We start from the raw sequence: 22,867 nt of genomic DNA, 5'->3' as shown, positions 1-22,867 counted from the left end.
CATCCAGTGACGGGGCGTTCGTCTTGCGGCGCAGGCGAATTAGCGGGGGGCCATGCGGAGGGCGCCGTCCATGCGGATGGTCTCGCCGTTGAGGTAGTCGTGCTCGACGATGTACTGCGAGAGCTGGGCGTACTCGTCGGGGCGGCCGAGGCGGGACGGGAAGGGCACACCGGCCTCGAGGCCCTTGCGGTACTCCTCGGTGACACCGGCGAGCATCGGGGTGTCGATGATGCCCGGAGCGATGGTGTTCACGCGGATGCCGAACTGCGCCAGGTCACGCGCGGCCGGGACGGTCATGCCGTGGACGCCGCCCTTGGAGGCCGAGTACGCGATCTGCCCGATCTGGCCCTCGAACGCGGCGACCGAGGCGGTGTTGATGATGACGCCACGCTGGCCGTATTCGTCGACGGTGTCGGTCTTGGCGATCGCGTCGGCGGCCAGGCGCATGACATTGAAGGTGCCGAGCAGGTTGACGGTGATGACGGTGCGGAACAGCTCCAGATCGTGCGGGCCGTTCTTGGACAAGATGCGCCCGGCCCAGCCGACACCAGCGCAGTTCACCACGATGCGCAGCGGCACACCGGATTCCACGACCTTCGCGATCGCGGCGGAAACCTCGTCGTTGCTGGTGACGTCGGCCGGGATCAGGGTGACGCCGTCGGGCACATTGTCCCCGGCGCGCTCGATGGATTGCGGTACGTCGAGTCCGAAGACGGTTGCGCCGAGATCGGCGAAACGCTTGGCAGTGGCGGCGCCGAGGCCGGATGCGCCTCCGGTGATGATGGCGGCGGAACCCGAAATCTCCACGATGGTCCTCTCGTTCGTGACAGCCAGTTGGCCCTTCGTCAATTGCACCCTAACGGGTCCCGGGTGAGAGCCCGGTCACGGCTCCCTGACACCCGGAGACCACCGCGCACAACGTGGTCGAGTGAACAGAAAATTATTTGCGAACATATATGTTCACCGGTGGTATCGTCGCTGGTATGAAGCTGTTTTCCGCCGCGTCCGTGGCCGGGCGCCGGATCTTGATCACCGGAGCGGCGCGCGGTATCGGTGCCGCATTGGCGCGCCAGTTGCACGCGAAAGGGGCCAAGGTCGCCCTACTCGGCCTGGAGGCCGACCTGCTCGCCGAAGTGGCGCGCGAATGCGGGGACGCGCCCTGGCGGTATTGCGATATCGCCGATCATCTGCAGGTCGAGCGCGTGGTGAGCACGCTGGTCAATGAGCTCGGCGGACTGGATGTGGTGGTGGCCAATGCCGGGGTGGCCAAGCAATTGGCGCTGCTCGGCGGGGATCCGGAGGTCATGGAGGAGACGCTTGCGGTCAATGTGCTCGGTGTCTACTACACGCTGCGCGCGGCGGGACCGCACATCTGCCATCCGAATGGCTACGCCCTGGTCGTCTCGTCGCTGGCGGCCGCGGTGAACCTGCCGCTGGTCGGGGCGTACAGCGCGTCGAAGGCCGGAGTGGAGGCGCTCGGCAATACGTTGCGCCATGAGATCAGGCACACCGGGGCCAAGGTCGGGGTCGCGTATTTCGCCGAACTCGATACCGATATGACCTCGCGCGGTTTCGGCACTGCCGCCGCGCGGGCCATCCTCGGCCGATCGACGGTCTCGGGGGTGGCGCCGCTCGGTCCCGCGATCGATGCGGTCGAGCGTGCCATCGCGCGACGCAAACGTCAGGTCGTTTCGCCGTGGTGGGTGGCGGTGGCGCTGCCGTTCCGGCCGATCGCCCAGCGCGTCATCGATATCGCGCTGCGCCGCGGGGTGGCGCGGGCATTGGAAATCGCGCTGACCGAGGAGGCGCCCTTCACCACCGACCAACCGGCCCGCCCCCGCAAAATGGACCGACCGGCGTAGCCGGACACCGTACGACCGACTATCGGAGCCACCGCATGACCCAATCCGCCAGCAGCGCCCGCCAACTCCCCCGGGGCCGACACGGCCTGCCGAGGGAGGAGGTGATCGCTTCACAGCGCGAGCGGATCCTGAGCGCGATGGCCGAGGCCATGGTTGAGAACGGATACGTCGGGACCTCGGTCGCGGCCATCCTCAAGCGAGCCGGGGTGTCGCGGGAGACCTTCTACGAGCAGTTCCGTTCCAAGGAGGATTGTTTCGAGGCCGCCTACGAGCGAGCCGTCGAGCTGCTGATCGCCAATATCGCCGATGCCATCGGCGGGCCGGAAGCCGATGCGGAGACCGCGGACCCGGCCGATCCAGATCGGTTGGGCCGGATCATGCAGGCGTATTTCGACGGGTTGATCGCCGAACCCGCGTACGCCCGGCTCTATCTCGTCGAGGTGTACGCGGTGGGTTCGAAGGCCGTCGCCCGGCGCGCTCAACTGCAGGAATCCTTTGTCGCCATGATCGCCGATGTCCTCGACGCCCGCACCGACCAGCAGCGCTTCGCCTGCCAGACCCTGGCCGCAGCGGTCAGCGCGATGGTCACCGCACGCATCGCCGTCGACGATCTGGCCGGACTTCGAGCTCTCCGGGAACCACTGTTGGACCTGGTGCGCCGCAGCGGTGATCTGTACGGCGAGGCGATGTTGCGGCACTCCGGGGTGCGCGCCTGAGCGCTCGGTGCGCAGCGCAGCGGCGAGCTGGCGCCGCTGATGGCGGGATCGGATGTGCGCCCGGAGCGCATCACGGTCGGTGGGTTGCTGGACAGCGCGATCGATGTGCGCGTCAGGGCGTGCGCAGCGCATCGCCGGGTCAGCGCGCGGGCACCGAACAGCGCGATCGGAGGTGTCCGCCTCGGCGATGCACGCCCAAATGCATCGCCCAGCCCGCCCGGGTCACCGAACAGCGCGCAGTACGTCGGCCTTGCGACTCGACGGCTAGGGGTGGGGCAAATGCGGCTGCGGTACCGGATGGCCGGGCGGCCGCAGACGGGGACGACCGGTCAGTGCATCTCCTCCGCGGGCTCCAGCGCTGGCTGGTCCGGGACGAGATCGGTGCGGCGCGCACGCCGTTCTCGGATCAGCAGGGCGACGCCCGCGGCGGCCGGGGTGAGGATGGCCAAGGCGCCACCGGTGAGCACGCCGATGCCGGGGATGGCCGCGGCGAGCAGGCTCGCGGTGCCGAAGTAGAGGAACAGCAGACCGGAGCCGATGCCGATGACATGTTCGGGAAGATGTTTGCCAACCAGGATGCCGACGGCGATGGCGAGGGCGTCGGCGGCGACCATGCCGATGGTCGAGCCGATCCAGACACCGATCCAGCTGTTGTCGGTGGCCAGTGCCGCCGTGGCGAACATGGTTCGGTCGCCGAGTTCGGCGAGCAGGAATGCGGAGAGCACCACGAAGTACGGGGCGGTGTTCGTGCGCGACGGCTTCGGGTCCACGTCTGGAGCGTCATCGCCGCCGAAATGCTCGCGCAGGGTCCACAGGCCCACGGCCAGGAAGGTGATGGCGGCCACCAGTGCGATGGCCCGGGTCGGCAATGCCGCACCGAGGAAGTATCCGACGCCGACCGAGATCAGATGCACCGCGGCGGTCGCGGTCGCGATACCGCCGAGCACCACCCACCAGCGGTAGCGCAGCGCGAACGTCAACGCCATGAGCTGGGACTTATCACCCAACTCGGCGAGAAAGACGATTCCGACGCTCAGCAGAATCGTGGTGATCATGTGGTGTGCACTCCCGGGTCTCCGGCCTGTCGGCCAGGAGATCGGGTACGCCTCCGGCCGACAACGAAATGGTTGTCTCGGCCGAAGGTCTCGCCCACCGGATCTACGCCGGTTCACGCTGCCGGATCCGCACCCTCGTGAGGTGACGGACCAGTATGTCGACAGCGCAATTGCGGGCTACTCCCCTTCGCTGTCACCGACTCTACCCTCGCGACCGAGCCAGCGGCAAACCGTTGTAATCGAAATCGCAATGCGCACAATAAGTTTGGCGCTCCAACGGTTGAGTTTCGGGTGCCCTTATAGATCCGACAGGAGGTGCTGATCCGAAAATGAGCTAGCCCTTGGCAATCGCATCGGCACGGCAGCACCAGTTGTCGCATACGCAAATGGCCGCCTCACACAGGGTGTGAGGCGGCCATTGTTGGAATCGCTCAGAGCGTGCGGGTGAGCCGCTCGGTGAGGATCTGCGCGAACCGAGCCGGATCCTTCAGCTCCCCACCTTCGGCGAGAACCGCTGTGCCGTAGAGCAATTCGGCGGTTTCGGTGAGCTCGGGGACCTTACCGGCGTCGGCGTCCTCCTTGCGCGTGTCGTAGGCGTCGCGCAGACCGGTGACCAGCGGATGCGTCGGGTTGAGCTCGAGGATCCGCTTGGTCTCGGGTACCAACTGCCCGGACGCGCGGTACATGCGCTCCAGCATCGGGGTGAAGTCGAAGACGTCACCGACGAGGCAGGCGGGCGAGGTGGTGAGCCGGTTGGTCAGGCGCACCTCCTTGACGCTGTCCAGCGTCTTACCGAGCCAGGTCAGCACCTCGGCGAAATCCTTGTCCTGCTGTTCGCGCAGCGACTCGGTGGCCTTCTTCTCCTCCTCGGTCTCCAGGTCGACCTCGCCCTTGGCAATGGACTGGAAGGGCTTGCCGTCGAATTCGGTGACCGAGCCGACCCACATCTCGTCGACCGGATCGATCAGGATCAGCACCTCGCGGCCCTTGGCCTTGAAAGCCTCCATATGCGGGGAGCTTTCGATCTGCTGACGGGTCTCGCCGGTCATGTAGTAGATGGCGTCCTGGCCGTCCTTCATGCGCTCGACGTACTGTGCCAGCGTCGTCGGCTCCTCGTCGGAATTGGTCGAGGCGAACGACGAAACCTGCAGCAGCGTCTCGCGATTGTCGAAGTCCGAGAGCAGCCCCTCCTTGAGGACGCGGCCGAACTCCTTCCAGAACGTCTGGTACTTCTCCTGGTCCTCGGCACCCTGCAGATCCTTGACCGTGGACAGCACCTTCTTCACCAGACGCTTGCGGATCATCTGGATCTGCCGGTCCTGCTGCAGGATTTCCCGCGACACATTGAGCGACAGGTCCTGCGCATCCACCACACCCTTGACGAAGCGCAGGTACTCCGGCATCAGCTCCTCGCAGTTGTCCATGATGAACACCCGCTTGACGTAGAGCTGCACACCGCGCTTGTGCTCGCGGGTGAACAGATCGAACGGTGCGTGCGACGGAATGAACAGCAGCGCCTGATATTCGAAGGTGCCCTCGGCCTTCATCGGGATGATCTCCAGCGGATCGTCCCAGCCGTGGCTGACGTGCTTGTAGAACTCCTTGTACTCTTCGTCGCTGACCTCGCTCTTGGGGCGGGTCCACAGCGCCTTCATGGAGTTGAGGGTCTGCTCCTCGAGAATCGTCTTCTCGGTCTTCTCCTCGCCCTCACCCTCGGTGACGGTCCGCTCCACCTGCATGCGGATCGGCCAGGCGATGAAGTCGGAGTACTTCTTGACGATTTCGCGGAGCTTCCATTCCAGCGTGTAGTCGAAGAGATGGTCGTCCTCATCGGCGGGCATGAGGTGCAGCGATACCGAGGTGCCCTGCGGGCCGTCGTCGACGGTTTCGATGGTGTAGGTCGACTGGCCCTCGGACTCCCAGCGGGTGCCCTCGGTCTCCCCCGCCTTGCGGGTGGTCAAGGTGACCTTGTCGGCGACCATGAAGGTCGAGTAGAAGCCGATGCCGAACTGGCCGATCAGTTCCTCGGCGGCCGCCTCGGACTTGGCCTCGTTCAACTTCTTGCGCAGCTCCGCGGTGCCGGATTTGGCCAGCGTGCCGATCAGATCGACCACCTCGGCGCGGGACATGCCGATGCCGTTATCCCGGACCGTCAGGATCCGGTTGTCCTTGTCGACCTCCAGCTCGATGTGCAGATCGGAGGTGTCGACGTGCAGATCCTTATCGCGGAAGGACTCCAGCCGCAGCTTGTCCAGCGCGTCGGAGGAGTTCGAGATGAGCTCCCGCAGGAACGTGTCCTTATTGGAGTAGACCGAATGGATCATCAGCTCGAGCAGCTGATGGGTCTCTGCCTGAAACTCGAGTTGTTCGACGTGCTCAGTCACGTCGCGATAGTACGACTCTTGAAATCGGCTAGGCCAGGAACCTCGCGATCGGCGCAGTGCGGCGTCGGCTGGCGCGGCCTCATCCATTCGCGTAGCACCATGGTGGCGCGGACATCGTCCTCGTTGTATTCGAGCAGCCGGGTGCGCTGACTCAGGTCGGGTTCGCCCTCGTAGCCGACGGCCAGCCGATACCAGCTCATCGACGCCTCGCCGCCCGCCTCGGGATCGCGCCAGGAGAATCCGGCCACCGGCGCGATCTTCTTGAGCCCCTTGCCATTCGGGCAGATGAACTGATCGGTGACGGCCTGGAACATATCCACCCACTGCGGACCGTCGACGAACGCGCGCACCTGGTCGACCGTCGGCACCCCCGGCCGACCCGCGAACCGGCGCGCCGATTCGTAGAGCCATTTGTCCTCGGCGGTGCGCGAATAGCAGTAGGCGGCAAAGGTTTTCCCGGCCGCGATGGCCTCGGCGCGCACGGTCATCAGCCAGGTCCAGAATTCGCCGAAGGACCGGCCCTCGTCCTCGGTCGGCAGCGGATCCCAGGTGACGAACGGGCGGTACACGCCGTCGAGCAGCGTGCCCCACAGGTAGGCGCCGTATTCCTGGAAGCTCTCCAGATCGACGTCCACCTCGACATCGGCCCGGCGCACCCAGACCCGCTCGGCCCGGCGCACCAGCGGCGCCCCCGCGAGCCAGGCCCGCGCGGTGACGACCGCCTCGTCGAACGGGCCGTGCTGCCAGTCCTCCGGATCGTCGCCGCCCCAGGCGGCCAGATCGTCGATGGTTTCGACCCCGTGCCCGCGCAGCACCTCCGCGCGCGAACCGGGTGCGACCAGGCTGACGTCTCGATGTTCGGTCAGCCAACCCTCGCAGCTCTGCCCGGCGACCTGCGCCTCATCAGCGGGCGCCTGGCGCGTCCACCACGGGCATTGGCGGCATTCGGGCACCTTCGAGGGAACGGTCGGCAATTCTCCGCGCACCACCGCGATGCGATCGGCGTAGCGCCGGTCGTAATCGTCGAGCAGCGCGCCGAGGTCGTGTACCAGGATGCGGTCGAAGTGGTAGCCGATCACCCCGCCGACCAGCGCCGGGCTGGCCAGACCGTGCCGCTGCAGCATGCGGTACAGATGTGCGAGGCGCTGTTGGTCGCGCGGCTGCTGGCGCAGTTTGCGATGCGGATCCGGTTGCGGATCCCAGTGATACGGGTCCGAGGTGGTCGGGTGGAAGTCGGCCGGTTCGGGCTGGCGCGGGTCGGTCACCTTGTGGTTGACCACGATGACCGGGATATAGCCGCCACGATCGAGATCGCGCAGCAGGATCTCCGAACCGCCCCGACGTCCGGTATCGGCTTCCTGTGGCAGCAATCCACCCCAGATGTGGTGCGCGCCTTCGGCACACGCGCGCATCGTGGCGGCGGCCCGCTCGCCCGCGCGCAGTGTCGGATCGATCACCACCCAGTTGTCCGGATCGGCGGCGATGAGCGCCTCGCGGACCCGTGTGCGGTGCGCCATCGCGGCCTCGCGGCGCTGGCGGACCCCGGCATCCTCGCTCACCCCCGTCAGCAATTCGGGGTGGTCCGCGTTCAGATGCAATCGGTGACGGCAGCCGATCAACGCCCTGGCATCGACGAATGCGGTCGGCGCCGCGGGTGTCGGCACCGCATTCACCTCGGCCTGCCGCTCGTCGGCTCCGCCTTCGTGATTGCGACCGTCGCGGTCACCGATACCCGAATACACATACGCAGTATGGTCCAGACCCCCGACAACTCCGCGAACCGCATGACATGAGGGTGCGTAGCGGGCTTCTCTGGTAGACAAGCATCGACCGACAAACGATTCGACGCCGACTCGATCACGCTCGGAGCCAGTCCTACGAGCGAGGAGTTCGCGGCCCGTCTCGGGTCCGGGTCGTCGAAGCGCATGCGACGAAGTCGCGAGTCTCGACGGCTTGGACGCGAGACAAGTGGGGGCCGCGAACACGCCGTGCCGTAGGCCCGGCAAAATGACACAGTGAACCAGCATGACGGAGGGCCTTCGATGGGTTTGTTCACGAAGCGCAAGCGGCGGCCGAGCCGCAGGGCAGAGGCGAAAGCCCTCAAGCACAAGGCTGCCATGGAGGCAAGACTCGGCGCCAGGAACGACCGCAAGGCCCGGCGCGCCGAGGCACGCACCCAGAGCAAGGTCGCCAAGGCCCAGATCGCCACCCTGCAGGCGGAGGAGAAGGCCGCACTCAAGGTGGCGGCCAAGGCCGAGCGGGATCCGTTCAGTGCGAGCCAGGTCCGCAAATACCTCGGAGTCGCCCGGGTGCTCGTGCCCGTACTCGCGCCGCTGGCCTACCGAGCCGCGACCTTCATCCGCGGCCAGATAGATACCCGGCGGGCGCATCAGCTCGGCATCGGCGTCGAGCAGCTCGGTGATTTCAGCGGCCACGGCGGTCGCCTGCAGGCCAGGATCACCAATACCGAAGCCGCCCTTGACAAGATCGGCGCACAGTCCGGCGAAAAGACGAGCAAGGGCGAGACCCAGAAGTTCGTCGCCGCCACCCAGGACCGGCTCGGCAATCTGACCGCCGCGATTCGGACCGCCGAGCAGATGCCCGCACCGCGCCGCCGCGCCGTGCACGCGTCGATCTCGAACGAGTTGTCGGGTATCGAAGCCGACGTGCTGGCGCGCCTCGGCGTGAGCTGAGCCAGCGATGCGTCCCGGTCCGTCCACGGGCAGCCTGCGCGGCTGCCTGGTCGGCGGCACGGTCGGGGCGCTCGCCATCGCGGCACACGGTGTGGCGGGTGGCGGATTTCCGGATTCGGCCGAGTCTGCACTGCTGCTGGTTGTTTCGGCGCTGACCGGCTGGGCCGCGGCCTACGGTGCGGGGTCATGGCGCGGTAGTCGCGCACCTTCGGCCCCGAACGCTGTGGCCGTGCTCGGTCCGCTCGCGATCGGGCAGCTCGCCGGGCATGCGGTGCTGACCGGGCTGATCGATCACTCCCACACCCACGATCCGAGCTCGACCGATCTGCCTCGGTCGTATCTGCCCACCGGCTGGATGCTGGTGGCGCACCTGATCGCGACACTCGGCTGTGTCGCGCTGATCCTGCTGGCCGAGCGGCTGTATGCCTTGGCATCCAGCGTCATTCGCGCGGTGTCGACCGCTGGATCACCGCCCGAGATCACCGACCCGATCCGCTGGCCGGATCCCGGTCTCGGGCAGTACAGCTTTCCGCCGAAGGGCGCGATAGGTCCGCGCGCGCCGCCGGTGCCGGCTTGACCCGCCGCACCCAAACCCCTTCGGACAGAAAGCACTTCACACATGCGCACGCAGATCTCGCGCGCCTGCACGGCCGCAACCGCCGCGGGCCTGGTCCTCCTCGCGGGCGGTACCGCCTCCGCACACGTCACCGCCGACGCACCGGGCGCCACCCAGGGCCAGTATTCGGTGGTCACCTTCAAGGTCCCGACGGAATCGGAGACCGCGAACACCACCGCACTGACCGTCACGCTGCCCAACCTCAAGAGCGCACGCACCGAACCCATCCCCGGCTGGACCTCCAAGGTCAGCCGCAATGACAAGGCCGAGGCCACCTCGGTCACCTGGACCGCCGATCCCGGTGCACCCGGTGTCGGCCCCGGTCAGTTCCAGCGCTTCGTGCTCTCGGTCGGCCCGCTGCCGACCCAGGACACGCTCAGCTTCCCGGCCACCCAGACCTATAGCGACGGCAAGGTCGTCAAATGGGATCAGCCGATGGGCGCCGACGGCTCCGAACCCGAGCATCCGGCGCCGACGCTCACCCTCGCCGCATCCAAGGGCGGCGACGGCCACGATGGCCACCACGTCGACAGCGAAGCCGCCACCGAGAAGTCGAACGACACCGACGACACCGCGCGCTGGCTGGGCGGCATCGGCCTCGCGCTCGGCCTGCTCGGCGTCGCGCTCGGTCTCGGCAATGTGATTCGCGGACGACGGGCATGAGCGGCATCGCAACCAGGGCCACGCGCCGTCTGATCGCCGGGTTCGTCGCCGGTCTGCTCCTCGTGGGCGCTGGCGCGCTCGCCGCCGGAACCGCTGCGGCGCATTCGTCTCCGGTCAGTAGCGTGCCCGCCGATGGGGCGAGTATCGAAACCGGTCCGGAACGGGTGAGCATCACCTTCAACGAACCATTGCAGACGAGCTTTCCGGCGCTGACCGTGGTCGGCCCGGACGGCAATCTGTGGTCCAAGGCCGACCCGACGGTGGACGGCCCCACCGTCAGCGTCGCGGTCGGCGAACTCGGCCCCACCGGCGTGTACAAGATCGGGTACCGGGTCACCTCCGCCGACGGACATCCGGTCAAGGGCGAGCTGACCTTCACCCTCACCAAGGCGGGCAATGGCACGCCGGGCCCGAAGGCCAACAGCCAGAACAGTTCCGGCGATAAGGGCGACTCCGACGGAATTCCGTTGTGGGTCTTCATCGTCGGCGCCGTCGTCCTGTTCGGCGGTGGTCTGGCGTTCGCCCTGTTCGGCGGTAGGGGCCGGAAACCGCAGCGGTGAGAAGAGCACACGGGTGAACAAGGCGCAGGGCACGACCGGCGGGCACGCGCAGGCGTTGCTGCTGGTCGTCCCGGCCGGGGTGCTCGGGGTGGCGCTCGCCCTGATCCTGGCCACCCCGGCTCCCGCCCAAAGCGCGAGCATCGTGCGGGTGCTCGCGGACTGTGCCGGGGCGAGCGTGCTCGGACTGGCCGCGCTGCCCAGGCTGCACGATCGGCTGCGGCCGCCATGGCGGATGCTCGCGATCCTGGCCGGGATCTGGTGTGTCACCGAATTCGCGGTGCTGGTCTTCGAGGCGGCCGCGGTCGTCGGCGTCCCGGTGGGCGAGCTCACCGGCGCACAGTTCGGCAACTTCTTGGTCGAAATCAGCGGCGGCCAGGTCGGCATCGCGGTGCTGATCGGCAGCGGTGCGGTCGCCTGCTACGCGGCGCTGGCGTTTCGGCGACCCGAGACCGCCTCGGCCGATCTGGTGCTGGTCTTCGCCGCGGTAGCGCTGGCGCTGCGGCCGATCACCGGGCATATGTCGCAGCAACCCTTCGGTTCGGTGCTCGCGGCGGTGCACGCGCTGGCAGCGGCGGCCTGGTTCGGGCTGCTGGTCGCACTCACGCTGGTGGTGCGCACCCGCGGTGAATGGGCGGTGACGCTGCCGCGGTATTCGGCGGTGGCATTGCCGCTGGTCGGCATCGTCGCGGTGACCGGCATCGTGAACGGACTGGTGCGCGTCGGCGGGATCACCCCGTTCGTGACGACCGGCTATGGCCGCATTCTGCTGGCGAAAACCCTTGTGCTGGTTGGTTTGCTGGCGCTGGGCTGGTGGTGGCGGCGCACCTGGGTGCCGCTCGCGACCAACCACCGGATGCGCGCCGAATCCTCGCTGCGGCGGGCGGTCATCGAGGTCGTGGTGATGTCGGTGGCATTCGGTCTGGCCGCAACACTGGCGGTCACCGCCTGACGCTTGCAAATGCAAGCACGTGCTGCCGCACAGTTAGCAACTGTGCTGCCGCACAGTTAGCAACCCGTTACAGTTGGGGCCATGACCGAAGTGAAGATCGTCGAGGACTGTGCGGCGTCTGCCGAAACCGCATTCGCGTATGTCAACGACTACCGGAATCTGTCGCGTTTCATCACCGAGGTCCAGGACTTCACCCCGCGCACCGAACAGGTCGAGGGCGTCGGCGCGACCTTCGACGGCGTCATCAAACTCGGTCCCGCCTCGCTGCATTCGCGGCTCGAGGTGGTGCGCTGGGAGGAGAATTTCGCGATCGCGGTGAAGTCGATCAAGGGCTTCGAGATCGAGTCGACCTTCCTGTTCCACGACAAGGGCCCCGATCTGTGCACCGTCGACGCGATCGTCGACTATCGCGTACCCGGCGGCATTGCCGGAAAGGTGCTCGGCAAGACCATCGAGCCGTTCGTGAAGATCGCGGTCAAGCACTCCACGCACAACCTGACCACCCAGATCGCCGAATTCCACACCAGCAGGCAGGGCTGACCGACCGTTTCGAGCCTGCGAGCATGTGCCGGGTCGCGGCGGCGGGTGGGCGAACTTGTCCGGTTGACCCCGGGCGGAGGATGCTGAGCACCATGGCGCAACGCACGACACCGACGCTGCCACAGCGCATCGGCTATATCTGCGGGCGCACGCTGCCGGAGTCGATGTCGGCGTGGGTGCTCGAGGATCTGACCGGACCGGGGGCGGCACGGCGCTATCTGATGCGGTTCCTCATTCCGATGATTCCGGTACTGAGCCTGTTCCTGCTGGTACCGGGTCCGAAATGGATGGGCCTGGCGATGATGGCGCTGCTGTATCTGCCGCTGATCTACTTCACCGCGGCATTGATGTACGTGTACCGCAGGGCGCGTCTGGTCAAGCACGGCCTCGATCCGGCGCTGGCCGATGCCACCTCGCGCAGGCGCGCGGAGTCCGAGCGTCTGGCCTACGAGCGCCGTCACGGCCGCGCCTGAGTCCAGCTGCGGAATATTTGCCGAATCTGGCCGTGACGCGCACCACAGGCATAGCCTGAACATATGAAACGCCCCACGATTGGCCAGCGGATCGCCTACGATCTGGGCCGCCAGCTCCCCGAGGAGCTGCACGAGTGGGTTATCCACGACCTCGTCGGGCACGGGGCCATGGAACGCTATCTCGTCCGCTTCCTCGTACCGTTCATCCCGTTCTTCGCGCTGTGGATGCTGTTCCCCGGCCCAATGGGGTTGAAGATCGGCATGATCGTGATGATGATCGTGCCGCTGATCGTGTTCACGGTATCGCTCAGTTATGTCTGGCGTCGGTTCCGGCTGAGCCAGCACGGCATCGACCAAGAGTGGATCAACCACAACAAGATGCGCGAAACCGAGCGGATCAAGTACCAGATGCACTACGGGCACCGCTAGCAGCTGCTTACCGGTCGCTCAGCAGGGTCGCCTGGCAGCGGGACGGGCAGACCGAGTGGTCCGTTCGGAGTTCACCGCGGCCCGAACTCTAAGCTGACACCCGTGACCGAATCGCAGAACACCATTGCCACCGCGGATCTCGCCGATGAGATCGGCCCGGAGATCCGCAGCTGCGACACGCAGTTCATTCAGTTCGGCGGGCGCGCGGCGTTCTCCGGGCGCATCACCACCATCCGCTGCTTCCAGGACAACCTGCTGGTCAAGCAAACGCTGAGTGAACCGGGCAATGGCGGCGTGCTCGTGGTGGACGGCGGCGCGAGCGTGCACACCGCACTGGTCGGCGACATCATCGCCGGACGCGGCGTCGCCAACGGGTGGTCCGGCGTCATCGTCAACGGCGCGGTGCGGGATTCGGCGATCCTGCGCACGCTCGATATCGGCGTCAAGGCGCTGGGCACCAACCCGCGCAAGAGCACCCAGACCGGCTCCGGCGACCGCGATATCCCGATCGAATTCGGCGGGGTCACCTTCGTACCCGGCGATATGCTCTACAGCGACCACGATGGCATCGTGGTCCGCGCCGAGGACTGACCTAGATCGCCGCGACCCTGGCCTTGTGACCGGCGATGGCCACAATGTCGCCGACGTGCAGCTGCCGTCCGCGACGTAGTTCTACCTCCTCGTTCACCCGGACCAGCCCCGCGGCTATCACGGTCTTGGCCTCCGACCCGGAATCGATCAGATTGGCCAGCTTGAGAAACTGACCGAGTCGAATGACGTCGTCATCGATCGGCACATCGACTGCTTCGGACATGGAATACATCCTTACTCTGTGCGGGTGCGCGGCGAAACGCCAACCCCCGCCCCGACGACTGACACGCATGAATGAAACGCCGATGACCGACATGCCCGGGTCTTCGAGCACCACTACCGCGGCACCGTACACACTGGTCCTGTGACAACCACGCACGCCGGGCAACGCATCGACATCGGACCTCCCTCGGACAGACCGGCACCACCGGTTCCGCATCGCGGACACGGACGGCTGCGCGAGGTCCCGCACATCGCGGGTCTGATGCTCGGTGTGTTCGCTGTGCTCTGCTTCCTGTGGAGCCTCTCGCCCGGCCTGCGGTACCTCACGCATGTGCCGCGGCGCTACATCGACCTGTACTACTTCGACGCACCGGACACCAGCCTCGTGTGGGCGCTGGTGGTCGGCCTGCTCGCGGGGGCGACGGCCAGCCGCAAGCGGATCGCCTGGTGGTTGCTGCTCGGCTATATCGCGCTCTACGCGCTGGCCAACGTGCTGGAGTTCGCCGACGAGGCCAATATGAACTCGCTGGTGGCCGCGGTGGTGCAGATCGTCGCGATCGGTGTGCTGCTCGCGTCCTGGCGCGAGTTCTATACCAAGGTGCGCCGCGGTGCGGGCTGGAAGGCGCTCGGCGTGCTGGCCGGTGGCCTCGCAGTCGGCTGTCTGCTCGGCTGGGGATTGGTCGAGCTGTTCCCCGGCTCGCTGCCGCAGGGCGTGCAGCGGCCGCTGTGGTCGGTCTATCGGGTGACCGCCGCGGTGCTGGTGGACAACGAACACTTCGACGGCCATCCGCGCCCGTTCGTCAACTTCCTGCTCGGCCTCTTCGGCGCCATCGCCCTGTTGGCCGCGGTGGTCATCCTGCTGCGCTCGCAACGGGCGGGCAATGCGATGACCGGCACCGACGAATCGGCGATCCGCGGTCTGCTGGAACGCTCCGATGTCGAGGACTCACTGGGCTACTTCGCGACTCGGCGCGATAAGGCGGTGGTCTTCGCACCGAGCGGTAAGGCGGCGCTGACCTATCGCGTCGAATTGGGTGTCTGCCTCGCCAGCGGTGATCCGATCGGCATCCGCGAGGCCTGGCCGCAGGCGATCGATGCCTGGTTGCAACTGGCCGACCAATTCGGCTGGGCACCGGCGGTCATGGGTGCGAGCGAACTCGGTGCGACCGCGTACCGGCGGGCCGGACTCTCGGCCCTGCGCCTCGGCGATGAGGCCATTCTCGACACCAGGACCTTCTCGCTGGCCGGTCCGGAGATGAAGCAGGTCCGGCAGGCGGCGAACCGATTGCGCAAGCACGGGATCACCGTTCGGATCCGCCGCCATCGCGATATCCCGGCCGAGGAATTCCGGCAGGTTATCTCCCGCGCGGACGCCTGGCGCGATACCGAAGCCGAACGCGGTTTCTCCATGGCGTTGGGGCGGTTGGGCGATACGCTCGACGGCGACTGCCTATTGGTGGAGGCGGTCAACCCGCAGGACCGCGTCCTCGGTATGTTGTCGCTGGTCCCGTGGGGTCGCACGGGTGCCTCGCTCGAGCTGATGCGCCGCGATCCGCACGGCCCCAATGGCGTGATGGAGCTGATGATCTCCCAGCTCGCGCTGACCTCCGAACAGCATGGCATCACCAAGGTTTCGCTGAACTTCGCGGTATTCCGCTCGGTCTTCGAGGAGGGCGGGCGAATCGGCGCGGGTCCGGTGCTGCGCCTGTGGCGCGGTGTGCTGCTGTTCTTTTCGCGCTGGTGGCAGCTGGAAGCGCTGTACCGGTCGAATGTGAAGTATCAGCCGTACTGGGTGCCCCGGTTCTTCCTGTTCGAGGAGCGCAGGCAACTACCCCGGGTCGCCATGGCCAGTGCGCTCGCCGAGGGCTTCCTACCGCGCTTCGGCAAGGAACCCGAAACCATCACCCACACCGGTCTGCACAGCGCCGTGCCCGCGGGCATTACCGGACTGCACGCCGACGGCAGCCCGCCGGATCTGCCGGATACCGTTGGTGTGGAACAGCTGCCGCGCCGCCCGGAGCAGGTGCGAGTGCGCATGGACAAGCTGGACCGGCTCGCCGCCGCGGGTATCGACGCCTATCCGGTCGCCTATCCCCCGACGCATACCGTTGCGGCGGCACGCCGTTCACCGCGCGGCACCACGGTCCGGGTCTGCGGTCGGCTGCTGCGCATCCGCGACTACGGCGGCGTGATCTTCGCGGTGCTGCGGGACTGGACCGACGATATCCAGCTGGTCATCGATCGCGATCGGGTCGGTGCCGAGCGCAGCGCCGAATTCGGCGAATTCTTCGATCTCGGTGACCTCATCGAGGTCAGCGGCCAGATCGGCCACAGTCGCCGCGGCGAACTCTCGCTGCTCGCCGCGGACTGGCGGATGATCGGCAAATGCCTGCACCCCCTGCCGGACAAGTGGAAGGGCCTGTCCGATCCCGAGGCCAGGGTCCGCCAGCGCTACGTCGATATGGCGATCAATCCCGAGGTCCGCGAGGTGCTGACCAAACGCACCGCGGTGGTGCGCTCGCTGCGAGACTCGTTGAACACCTGGGGCTATCTCGAGGTGGAGACCCCGATCCTGCAGAAGGTGCACGGCGGCGCCAACGCGACCCCGTTCCAGACCCATATCAATGCCTACGACCTGGATCTGTATCTGCGCATCGCACCCGAGCTGTACCTCAAGCGACTGTGTGTCGGCGGTATGGAGAAGGTCTTCGAGATCGGCCGCAACTTCCGCAACGAGGGTGTGGACTTCAGTCACAATCCGGAGTTCACCAGCCTCGAAGCCTATGAGGCGCATGCCGATTACGAGCGGATGATGCACCTGGCCCGTCAGCTCATTCAGAACGCCGCGCTGGCGGCCAATGGTGCGATGGTGGCACTGCGACCCGATTCGGACGGATCATCCTTCGAGCAGGTGGACATCTCTGGCGAGTGGCCGGTGAAGACGGTGCACGGCGCGGTATCCGAAGCACTCGGCACCGATATCACCGCGCAGACCACGCTCGAGGAGTTGCGCGAACTCTGCGATAAGGCACATGTGTCCTATCAGCACGGCTGGGACTCCGGACAGATCGTGCTGGAAATGTACGAGCATCTGGTCGAATCCCAAACGCAGGAGCCGACTTTCTACATCGACTTCCCCACCTCGGTCTCTCCGCTGACCCGCGCGCACCGCAGCACCTCGGGCGTGACCGAGCGCTGGGATCTGGTTGCCTGGGGCGTCGAATTGGGTACGGCCTACAGCGAACTCACCGATCCGATCGAACAGCGGCGTCGGCTCACCGAACAATCGATGCTGGCGGCCAATGGCGATCCGGAGGCGATGGAGCTCGACGAGGATTTCCTGCAGGCGCTCGAACATGCGATGCCACCGACCGGCGGATTGGGCATGGGCGTGGACCGCATCGTCATGCTGATCACCGGCCGCAGCATTCGCGAGACGCTGCCGTTCCCATTGGTGAAGCCGCGCTGAGGATTTCATCGTTGCGGATCGTCAGCGCCGAATATCTCACTATGAAAGATTGCATGCCGGAAAAGTTTCCTTTGCCGTAATCGCCCGCTAACCTTGGTGATTCGGCCCCGGGAGGAGGCCGATACCTTCAACCATGGGGATGGATATGTACATTGACCTGCTGACCAACACCGCTCTGCTGGACCCGCAGGTGTGGGCGAGCGCGGACACCTGGACCAACTCGGACACCATGGCCTCGGCAGTGGAGTTCGCCGCCAAGAAAAAGAAGAAGAGCAGCAGCGGCCTGATCATCGGCGGCATCTGCTGCCTGGTCGTCATCGGCCTGATCGTCGGCGGCATCTACCTGCTGACCCAGCGCAAGAAGCAGCAGTAGGCGAAACCAGACGAAACGGCCCGGCTCGCACTCGCGAACCGGGCCGTTTCGGTATCTGCGGCCGACGCTAGATGGCGGTGCGTTCGGACGCGACTTCGGCCTCGAGCAGCAGTTCGTCGTCGAGGTCGTCCTGCGGCCCGTGCGGCTGCGCCGGTACCGACTTCAGCACCACCAGCGCCGCCGCCAATGCGGCCACCACCAATGCGGCGCCGATCCAGAACGCCAGGTGGAATCCGCTGGTGAGCGCCTCCTTCGGCACCACACCGTCCTTCAGCAGGTGTTCGGTCCTGCTCGCCGACAGCGTGGCGAGCACGGCGAGGCCGAGCGCACCACCGACCTGCATGGTGGTATTCGCCAGACCCGAGGCCAGACCGGCCTCCTGCGGCTCGACACCCGACATCGCCAGGTTCATCAGTGACGGGAATGCCAGACCGGCGCCGGTGCCGAACAGCACCATCGGTCCGAAGATATTGAGCCAGTAGTTGCCGTCCACCGGCGCCTGGGTCAGCCAGAGCAGCGCGATGAGGATCAGTGTCAGACCGGGAATCAGCACCTTGCGGGCACCGAAGCGCATCACCAGATGTTCGGAGTAGCGCACCGAGAGCAGACCCATGATCGCCGCGACCGGGAAGAAGGCCGTGCCGAGCTGGATCGGCGAGTAGCCGAGGACCTGCTTCAGGTACAGCGAACCCATGAAGAACATGCCGAACATGCCCGCCACGGTCAGCACCTGGATCACGTTGGCACCGGACAGATTCCGCGAGCGGAAGATCTTCAGCGGCATCAGCGGAGTGCTCGCCGTCGCCTCCCTGGCGATGAATCCGGCCAGCAGTACCAGCGCGGCCGCGCCGAGTCCCAGCGTGACCGGATCGGTCCAGCCGAATTCGGCCGCTGGCTTGACGATCGTGTACACACCGAGCATCAGCGCCGCCGTGATCAGCACGGCGCCGGGCACATCCGCGCCGTTCTTCAGTCCGGCGCCCTTGTCCTTGTCCAGGATCTTCAGCGCGCCGAGGCCGACCGTAATGCCGATCGGCACATTGACCAGGAAGATCAGCCGCCAGTCCAGGGCGGTCAGAAATCCGCCGAGCAGCAGGCCGATGGCGCCACCGGCCGAGGCCACGAACGCATAGCGGCCGATCGCCTTGGCCTGCTCCCGCGGATCCGGGAACATCGCGAAGATCATGCCGAGGATGACCGCCGAGGTCATGGCGCCACCGATGCCCTGCAGGAATCGGGCCGCGATGAGGGTCACCTCGTTGACGGCCGCACCGCACAGCGCCGAGGCCAGGGTGAACACCACCAGGCCGGACAGGAACATGGTGCGGCGGCCGATGAGGTCACCGAGTCGACCGGCCAGCATGAGCAGGCCGCCGAAGGAGATCAGGTATCCGTTCACCACCCAGGCCAGACCCGAGGCGGTGAAGCCGAGGTCGGTCTGGATATCCGCGAGCGCGACATTCACGATCGTCGCGTCGAGCACGATCATCAGCATGCCGCCGCACAGCACGTAGAGGGCGAGCCAGCGCTTGCTGTCCGGACCGGACGCGGCGTCCCCCGCCTGTCTATGTCGTTGTTTTGCTTCCGTCACCACATACGCCTTCCAGCCGAAGATCGCTACCGTGGCACGCTATCAGCGGTTAGTCCTAAAAGACAACTAATTAATTCAGTTGAAGTATCGGCTGATATGATGTAGTTCATGACTGTTGCCCCGGAGCATCGCGCGAAGCGCAGCTACCACGACGCCTGTGGTGCCGCCCGCGCACTCGACCTGGTCGGCGAGCGATGGACGCTGCTGGTGGTGCGCGAACTACTCCTGGGTCCCAAGCGCTTCACCGATCTGCGCGCCGGGCTGCCCGGCATCAGCCCCAATGTGCTCTCGCAGCGCCTCGAAGAACTCGTCCAGATCGGCGTCGTACACAAGCGCAAGCTGCCGCCTCCGGTCAGCGCCGCCGTCTACGACCTCACCGATTGGGGTCGCGAACTCGATGAGGTGATCGTCGCGCTCAATCGCTGGGGCGCCCGCACTCCCAACATCTACAGCTGTTCCGATATGTCGACCGATTCGCTGGTGGTCACCCTGCGCACGTTCTTCCAACCCGGGCGGGCCGCGGGCATACACGCCGACTACGACCTGTACTTCACCGGATCCGATTCCGGCACCGATGAATTCCACGCCGTGGTGTCCGACGGCGCTCTCACCATCAGCCGCGGCGCCTCCGGCACCGGCACCACCATCCACACCACCGTCCCGGCCTTCATCGCCATCACCTTCCACGGCCGACCCCTGACCGACAGCCTGACCTGCGGCGAAACCAAGATCAGCGGACCCCCAGCTACCGTCGAACAATTCGTCAGCTTCTTCGAGCTGCCCCCCGAGTGCACCGCGAATCCCCCGAAGTAATCAGCGGCGAATCACAACCGATCGATATCGGTCAGATCGATGTCGATGTCGAACGGGACGCTCAACTTCAGCCGGTCGTGATGGATACCGGTGAGTGCGTATGCCGTTGTGGCGGGATCGAGTTCGTAGACGTAGATCACCGGGCGCTCGTCGACATTCTCGACACGCCAAAAATGCGTGATGCCTGCCCGGGCATACAGTTGCGGCTTACGTTCCCGATCGCGGGTGCGCGATTCAGCTGACACAACCTCCACGGCTAAGACAACATCCTCCGCACGATAAGTCGTCGTAGCCGGACCCTTGATGGCGGCCGCCCGGAGTACGAGAACATCGGGCTCGGGGCGTTGGTCACGGCCGAGCGTTACCGTCATCTCGCGACGCACCCGCATGTCAGCGGGCGCTAGTTGGCGGAGCCTTCCCTCGAGCAGCGAGATGACGAGCATGTGGAACTCGGCCTGCGGGCTCACGAAGACAAGGCTCCCGTCGATCAGTTCGGTGTGCGGGGGCAGGTCGGGCAGGCGGTCCAGATCCTCGGCGACGAACCCACCCGGCGGCGGGCGCAGCCACTGCGGAAACGGTTCGACACTCATGGCTTCGAGTATGGCACCCATACGTCGCATATCCCCCTCGCGCGAGTGAATGCTCATCATACGGCAGAGTGGGCTAGGTGCAGTTGATTCTCGTTCGTCATGCTCAGCCGGTTCGGGTGCAGACCTCGAGTGGGCCCGCCGATCCCGAATTGGCGCCAGTGGGCGTCGAGCAGGCCGAGCGGGTGCCAGCGGCGTTGAGTCAGCATCGGATCAGTCGGATCGTGAGCAGTCCGCAGCGACGGGCGCGGGAGACGGCCGAGCCGACGGCGGCCAAACTCGGGCTCGCGGTGGACGTGCTCGACGACCTGGCGGAATATGATCGGGACCTGCCCGCCTACATTCCGATCGAAGACGCCAAGGTCGAATTCCAGGCCGTCTACGAACGGATCAAGGCCGGGCATCTGCCCGAGCAGATCGACGGCCCGGCCTTCATCACCCGGGTGCGCGAAGCGGTCACCTCGATCGCCGCGCACACCGATCCCGCCGATACCGTGGTCGTCTTCGCACACGGCGGAGTGATCAATGTGATCCTGCAGGATGTGCTCGGCCTGGCACGGCCGCTGACCTTCCCGATCGACTACTGCTCGATCACCCGAATCCTGTTCTCCCGCAGCGGCCGCCGCACCGCGGCCACCGTCAATGAGAACGGTCACGTCTGGGATCTGTTGCCGCGCAATATCTCACAGCAACCCTGACGGTTGTTCACAGACTCGGGTGTTCACAGCCGACTGCCAGGCACGTCGCATCCCGATCCCAGTCACGCGGCCTTGTATGGGACCGGTGAGCCGACGCAGCGACCATGCCAGGTCGCTCGGAACAACCAGCGACTCACAGTCCGAGGAAAGGAACCCGCTTTGCTCCCCAAGACATCGACCTCCTTCAGGCGTGGCTTCGCTCGCGTTGCGATCGCAGGCGCCCTGGCGGTGGTTCCGCTCAGTGCCCTCGCGGTGACCGCATCCGCGGCCACGGCCGATTCGTCCGTGCCAGCGGTTCAGGACGTATCGGACCAGATTCCGCTGCAAGGCACCGATATCGACGGCCCGCACGGCGATTGGGACGGCCGCGCTCACCACCACCATCACCGTGGCCCCGACGATCAGCACGATGGCCCGTGGCAGCCCTGGCAGCCACCGGCCCTGCCGCCGACCGGCTCGGCGGGCTGACCAGTCGAGGTCGTTCGACAAAAGCGCAGGCCACCCCCTCCATTCGGAAGGGGTGGCCTGCGCTTTTGCCTTGGGACTACCGCCTCGGAATCAGGCCATGCCCGCAATCCAGTTGTGCATCCAGGAGATTGCGGTCTGCCCGCCGCCCACCGGGTAGCTGGCGTAGAGCGTATGCGCCTGCGACTTGTAGAACCGCTCCAGATCCTTGGCCCGCTGCTGATTCGCCGAATCGGTCAGCTGCGACTGCAGGGTCGGAATGCCACCGCGTGACATCAGGTCGTTCATGATGGCGCCCGCCTCGAGCTGGTAGCGCCAGATGTTCGCCGGGTTCGCCTCCGAGGACTGCGCGAGGAATCCGGCGAACCGGGTCACGAAATCGTCGGTCGCGGTGGCGCAGTAGAGATCGTCGACCGCGCAGATGGTGCGGGTGCGATCGCTGAGCCAGCCGAAGCCGCCGACCCGAGGGCCACCGGCGCCCGCGCCCTGTGCGATCGGACCGACCTGAATGTCGGTGGGGGAACGGCGCGGATCGGAGATCAGGCCGACGCCCGCGATCCGGTCCGCCGGAATCGGACTCAGGCCGGTGCCGATCTCGGCGGCGAGATCACCCGCGGCGTCCGCACCCTGGCTGTAGCCGACCAGCGCGATCTTGGTGCCGCCGCAGCGCTGCGCCATCGAGGTCGCCAGATCGCGGGCCCGGTCGGTCGCTTCCTTCTTCGACGCGCCGTAAACGTCGCCCTCCCAGGGGAATGCGGTCGCGGCGTAGGTCACATAGTCGACATCCACCGACCCGGGCAGACCGTTGGTGACGCCGGCCAACATGCCGGGCTGCGGCGTCCTATCCTTTCCGGTCTCCCAGGTGCCGGGCACCGCCACCACATAGAGGCTCGGGCACCCCGGATCGGCCGTTACCGAACCGCTACCGAGGACCAGGCCCGATGTAACAGCCGCGCACGCACCGAGTACGGCGGCAACTTTCTTCAACCGCATATTGCTCCAGTTCGAAACCGTTGCCCCTTGCGAGAGCAAGCGCCGACAGTCGTTCGCCAACATGCTGACCTCGGCGGATGTCGGTCCAGTGCACGTCGGGTGAACGCGAATCACCCGCCGGTATG

General features: G+C 66.3%; 24 protein-coding genes. 16 read left to right on the top strand and 8 right to left on the bottom strand.

Annotation, left to right across the window (positions count from 1 at the left end):
• Positions 1–39 precede the first annotated feature (39 nt).
• Positions 40–807, bottom strand: a complete 768-nt coding sequence (locus ACQP0C_RS00415; RefSeq protein ID WP_433681753.1) for an SDR family NAD(P)-dependent oxidoreductase — start codon at positions 805–807, stop codon at positions 40–42.
• Between the two features lie 176 nt (positions 808–983).
• Here ACQP0C_RS00415 and ACQP0C_RS00410 point away from each other — a divergent pair, with 176 nt between their 5' ends.
• Positions 984–1,862, top strand: a complete 879-nt coding sequence (locus tag ACQP0C_RS00410) for an SDR family NAD(P)-dependent oxidoreductase (RefSeq protein ID WP_433729464.1) — start codon at positions 984–986, stop codon at positions 1,860–1,862.
• A gap of 35 nt (positions 1,863–1,897) precedes the next feature.
• The gene (locus ACQP0C_RS00405) at positions 1,898–2,578 is read left to right on the top strand and encodes a TetR/AcrR family transcriptional regulator (protein ID WP_433729462.1); all 681 of its coding nucleotides are present in this window, start codon (positions 1,898–1,900) and stop codon (positions 2,576–2,578) included.
• A 329-nt stretch (positions 2,579–2,907) separates the two neighbouring features.
• Here the strand turns inward: ACQP0C_RS00405 and ACQP0C_RS00400 are convergent, their stop codons facing one another.
• The 3 genes from ACQP0C_RS00400 to ACQP0C_RS00390 form a co-directional block, all read right to left on the bottom strand.
• Positions 2,908–3,633 (bottom strand): TMEM165/GDT1 family protein, encoded by a 726-nt coding sequence (locus ACQP0C_RS00400; RefSeq protein ID WP_433729460.1) that lies wholly within the window; start codon positions 3,631–3,633, stop codon positions 2,908–2,910.
• Between the two features lie 431 nt (positions 3,634–4,064).
• Positions 4,065–6,017, bottom strand: a complete 1,953-nt coding sequence (gene htpG, locus ACQP0C_RS00395; RefSeq protein ID WP_433729458.1) for a molecular chaperone HtpG — start codon at positions 6,015–6,017, stop codon at positions 4,065–4,067.
• Positions 6,014–7,759 (bottom strand): TM0106 family RecB-like putative nuclease, encoded by a 1,746-nt coding sequence (locus ACQP0C_RS00390; protein ID WP_433729456.1) that lies wholly within the window; start codon positions 7,757–7,759, stop codon positions 6,014–6,016. Before ACQP0C_RS00390 ends, htpG begins: the two co-directional genes overlap by 4 nt.
• Positions 7,760–8,059: 300 nt before the next feature.
• On the opposite strand from ACQP0C_RS00390, the gene ACQP0C_RS00385 reads away from it, so the two are divergent.
• From ACQP0C_RS00385 to rraA, 9 genes are all read left to right on the top strand, one after another.
• Complete coding sequence (locus tag ACQP0C_RS00385; protein WP_433729454.1) at positions 8,060–8,710, top strand: DUF6474 family protein; 651 nt, start codon at positions 8,060–8,062, stop codon at positions 8,708–8,710.
• A gap of 7 nt (positions 8,711–8,717) precedes the next feature.
• A complete protein-coding gene (locus ACQP0C_RS00380; protein WP_433729452.1) occupies positions 8,718–9,287 on the top strand; it encodes a hypothetical protein in 570 nt (189 codons plus the stop codon).
• A 42-nt stretch (positions 9,288–9,329) separates the two neighbouring features.
• Positions 9,330–9,989: a YcnI family copper-binding membrane protein gene (locus tag ACQP0C_RS00375; protein ID WP_433729450.1), complete on the top strand. Its 660-nt coding sequence runs from the start codon at positions 9,330–9,332 to the stop codon at positions 9,987–9,989.
• Positions 9,986–10,549 (top strand): copper resistance CopC family protein, encoded by a 564-nt coding sequence (locus ACQP0C_RS00370; RefSeq protein ID WP_433729448.1) that lies wholly within the window; start codon positions 9,986–9,988, stop codon positions 10,547–10,549. The genes ACQP0C_RS00375 and ACQP0C_RS00370 overlap by 4 nt, the downstream gene beginning before the upstream one ends.
• A 13-nt stretch (positions 10,550–10,562) precedes the next feature.
• Positions 10,563–11,498, top strand: a complete 936-nt coding sequence (locus ACQP0C_RS00365) for a CopD family protein (protein WP_433729446.1) — start codon at positions 10,563–10,565, stop codon at positions 11,496–11,498.
• Positions 11,499–11,579: 81 nt separating this feature from the next.
• Positions 11,580–12,038 (top strand): SRPBCC family protein, encoded by a 459-nt coding sequence (locus tag ACQP0C_RS00360; RefSeq protein WP_433681742.1) that lies wholly within the window; start codon positions 11,580–11,582, stop codon positions 12,036–12,038.
• Positions 12,039–12,130: 92 nt separating this feature from the next.
• Positions 12,131–12,511 (top strand): DUF5313 family protein, encoded by a 381-nt coding sequence (locus ACQP0C_RS00355; RefSeq protein ID WP_433729444.1) that lies wholly within the window; start codon positions 12,131–12,133, stop codon positions 12,509–12,511.
• A 63-nt stretch (positions 12,512–12,574) separates the two neighbouring features.
• The gene (locus ACQP0C_RS00350; RefSeq protein WP_433729442.1) at positions 12,575–12,940 is read left to right on the top strand and encodes a DUF5313 family protein; all 366 of its coding nucleotides are present in this window, start codon (positions 12,575–12,577) and stop codon (positions 12,938–12,940) included.
• 102 nt (positions 12,941–13,042) lie between these two features.
• Entirely contained in the window at positions 13,043–13,531 is a 489-nt protein-coding gene (gene rraA / locus ACQP0C_RS00345; protein ID WP_433729440.1) for a ribonuclease E activity regulator RraA, read from the top strand.
• A 1-nt stretch (position 13,532) separates the two neighbouring features.
• On the opposite strand, the gene ACQP0C_RS00340 is transcribed toward rraA, so the two are convergent.
• Positions 13,533–13,754, bottom strand: a complete 222-nt coding sequence (locus tag ACQP0C_RS00340) for an RNA-binding S4 domain-containing protein (protein ID WP_354958631.1) — start codon at positions 13,752–13,754, stop codon at positions 13,533–13,535.
• Between the two features lie 141 nt (positions 13,755–13,895).
• On the opposite strand from ACQP0C_RS00340, the gene lysX reads away from it, so the two are divergent.
• Positions 13,896–17,222 carry a bifunctional lysylphosphatidylglycerol synthetase/lysine--tRNA ligase LysX gene (lysX, locus tag ACQP0C_RS00335; protein WP_433729438.1) on the top strand — a complete coding sequence of 1,109 codons (3,327 nt, stop codon included), beginning with the start codon at positions 13,896–13,898 and terminating at the stop codon, positions 17,220–17,222.
• Positions 17,223–17,367: 145 nt separating this feature from the next.
• A complete protein-coding gene (locus ACQP0C_RS00330; RefSeq protein WP_433729436.1) occupies positions 17,368–17,595 on the top strand; it encodes a hypothetical protein in 228 nt (75 codons plus the stop codon).
• A gap of 67 nt (positions 17,596–17,662) precedes the next feature.
• On the opposite strand, the gene ACQP0C_RS00325 is transcribed toward ACQP0C_RS00330, so the two are convergent.
• A complete protein-coding gene (locus ACQP0C_RS00325; protein ID WP_433729434.1) occupies positions 17,663–19,186 on the bottom strand; it encodes an MFS transporter in 1,524 nt (507 codons plus the stop codon).
• 108 nt (positions 19,187–19,294) lie between these two features.
• On the opposite strand from ACQP0C_RS00325, the gene ACQP0C_RS00320 reads away from it, so the two are divergent.
• The gene (locus ACQP0C_RS00320; RefSeq protein WP_433729432.1) at positions 19,295–19,999 is read left to right on the top strand and encodes a winged helix-turn-helix transcriptional regulator; all 705 of its coding nucleotides are present in this window, start codon (positions 19,295–19,297) and stop codon (positions 19,997–19,999) included.
• A gap of 11 nt (positions 20,000–20,010) precedes the next feature.
• Here ACQP0C_RS00320 and ACQP0C_RS00315 read toward each other — a convergent pair whose 3' ends face one another.
• Positions 20,011–20,589, bottom strand: a complete 579-nt coding sequence (locus tag ACQP0C_RS00315; protein ID WP_433729430.1) for a Uma2 family endonuclease — start codon at positions 20,587–20,589, stop codon at positions 20,011–20,013.
• Between the two features lie 77 nt (positions 20,590–20,666).
• Between ACQP0C_RS00315 and ACQP0C_RS00310 the strand changes: the two genes are divergently transcribed.
• Positions 20,667–21,284, top strand: coding sequence for a histidine phosphatase family protein (locus ACQP0C_RS00310; RefSeq protein WP_433729428.1), 618 nt, complete (start codon positions 20,667–20,669; stop codon positions 21,282–21,284).
• A gap of 228 nt (positions 21,285–21,512) precedes the next feature.
• On the top strand, positions 21,513–21,752 hold the full coding sequence (locus ACQP0C_RS00305; RefSeq protein ID WP_433729426.1) for a hypothetical protein: 240 nt from the start codon (positions 21,513–21,515) through the stop codon (positions 21,750–21,752).
• Between the two features lie 90 nt (positions 21,753–21,842).
• Here ACQP0C_RS00305 and ACQP0C_RS00300 read toward each other — a convergent pair whose 3' ends face one another.
• Positions 21,843–22,742 (bottom strand): cutinase family protein, encoded by a 900-nt coding sequence (locus tag ACQP0C_RS00300; protein ID WP_433729424.1) that lies wholly within the window; start codon positions 22,740–22,742, stop codon positions 21,843–21,845.
• Positions 22,743–22,867: the final 125 nt, after the last annotated feature.

Origin of the sequence: Nocardia sp. CA-129566 (assembly GCF_050956075.1) — a bacterium.
Lineage (GTDB): Bacteria > Actinomycetota > Actinomycetes > Mycobacteriales > Mycobacteriaceae > Nocardia.
The sequence above is the reverse complement of the archived record's forward strand: the minus strand, read 5'-3'. Positions and strand labels throughout refer to the sequence as shown.

Excerpts from the sequence above, each read along its gene's own strand:
- ACQP0C_RS00410 (WP_433729464.1), top strand. The coding sequence starts at position 984 with ATGAAGCTGTTTTCCGCCGCGTCCGTGGCCGGGCGCCGGATCTTGATC.
- ACQP0C_RS00405 (WP_433729462.1), top strand. The coding sequence starts at position 1,898 with ATGACCCAATCCGCCAGCAGCGCCCGCCAACTCCCCCGGGGCCGACAC.
- ACQP0C_RS00400 (WP_433729460.1), bottom strand. The coding sequence starts at position 3,633 with ATGATCACCACGATTCTGCTGAGCGTCGGAATCGTCTTTCTCGCCGAG.
- ACQP0C_RS00385 (WP_433729454.1), top strand. The coding sequence starts at position 8,060 with ATGGGTTTGTTCACGAAGCGCAAGCGGCGGCCGAGCCGCAGGGCAGAG.
- ACQP0C_RS00380 (WP_433729452.1), top strand. The coding sequence starts at position 8,718 with ATGCGTCCCGGTCCGTCCACGGGCAGCCTGCGCGGCTGCCTGGTCGGC.
- ACQP0C_RS00375 (WP_433729450.1), top strand. The coding sequence starts at position 9,330 with ATGCGCACGCAGATCTCGCGCGCCTGCACGGCCGCAACCGCCGCGGGC.
- ACQP0C_RS00370 (WP_433729448.1), top strand. The coding sequence starts at position 9,986 with ATGAGCGGCATCGCAACCAGGGCCACGCGCCGTCTGATCGCCGGGTTC.
- ACQP0C_RS00360 (WP_433681742.1), top strand. The coding sequence starts at position 11,580 with ATGACCGAAGTGAAGATCGTCGAGGACTGTGCGGCGTCTGCCGAAACC.
- ACQP0C_RS00355 (WP_433729444.1), top strand. The coding sequence starts at position 12,131 with ATGGCGCAACGCACGACACCGACGCTGCCACAGCGCATCGGCTATATC.
- ACQP0C_RS00350 (WP_433729442.1), top strand. The coding sequence starts at position 12,575 with ATGAAACGCCCCACGATTGGCCAGCGGATCGCCTACGATCTGGGCCGC.
- ACQP0C_RS00340 (WP_354958631.1), bottom strand. The coding sequence starts at position 13,754 with ATGTCCGAAGCAGTCGATGTGCCGATCGATGACGACGTCATTCGACTC.
- ACQP0C_RS00330 (WP_433729436.1), top strand. The coding sequence starts at position 17,368 with ATGTACATTGACCTGCTGACCAACACCGCTCTGCTGGACCCGCAGGTG.
- ACQP0C_RS00320 (WP_433729432.1), top strand. The coding sequence starts at position 19,295 with ATGACTGTTGCCCCGGAGCATCGCGCGAAGCGCAGCTACCACGACGCC.
- ACQP0C_RS00315 (WP_433729430.1), bottom strand. The coding sequence starts at position 20,589 with ATGAGTGTCGAACCGTTTCCGCAGTGGCTGCGCCCGCCGCCGGGTGGG.
- ACQP0C_RS00300 (WP_433729424.1), bottom strand. The coding sequence starts at position 22,742 with ATGCGGTTGAAGAAAGTTGCCGCCGTACTCGGTGCGTGCGCGGCTGTT.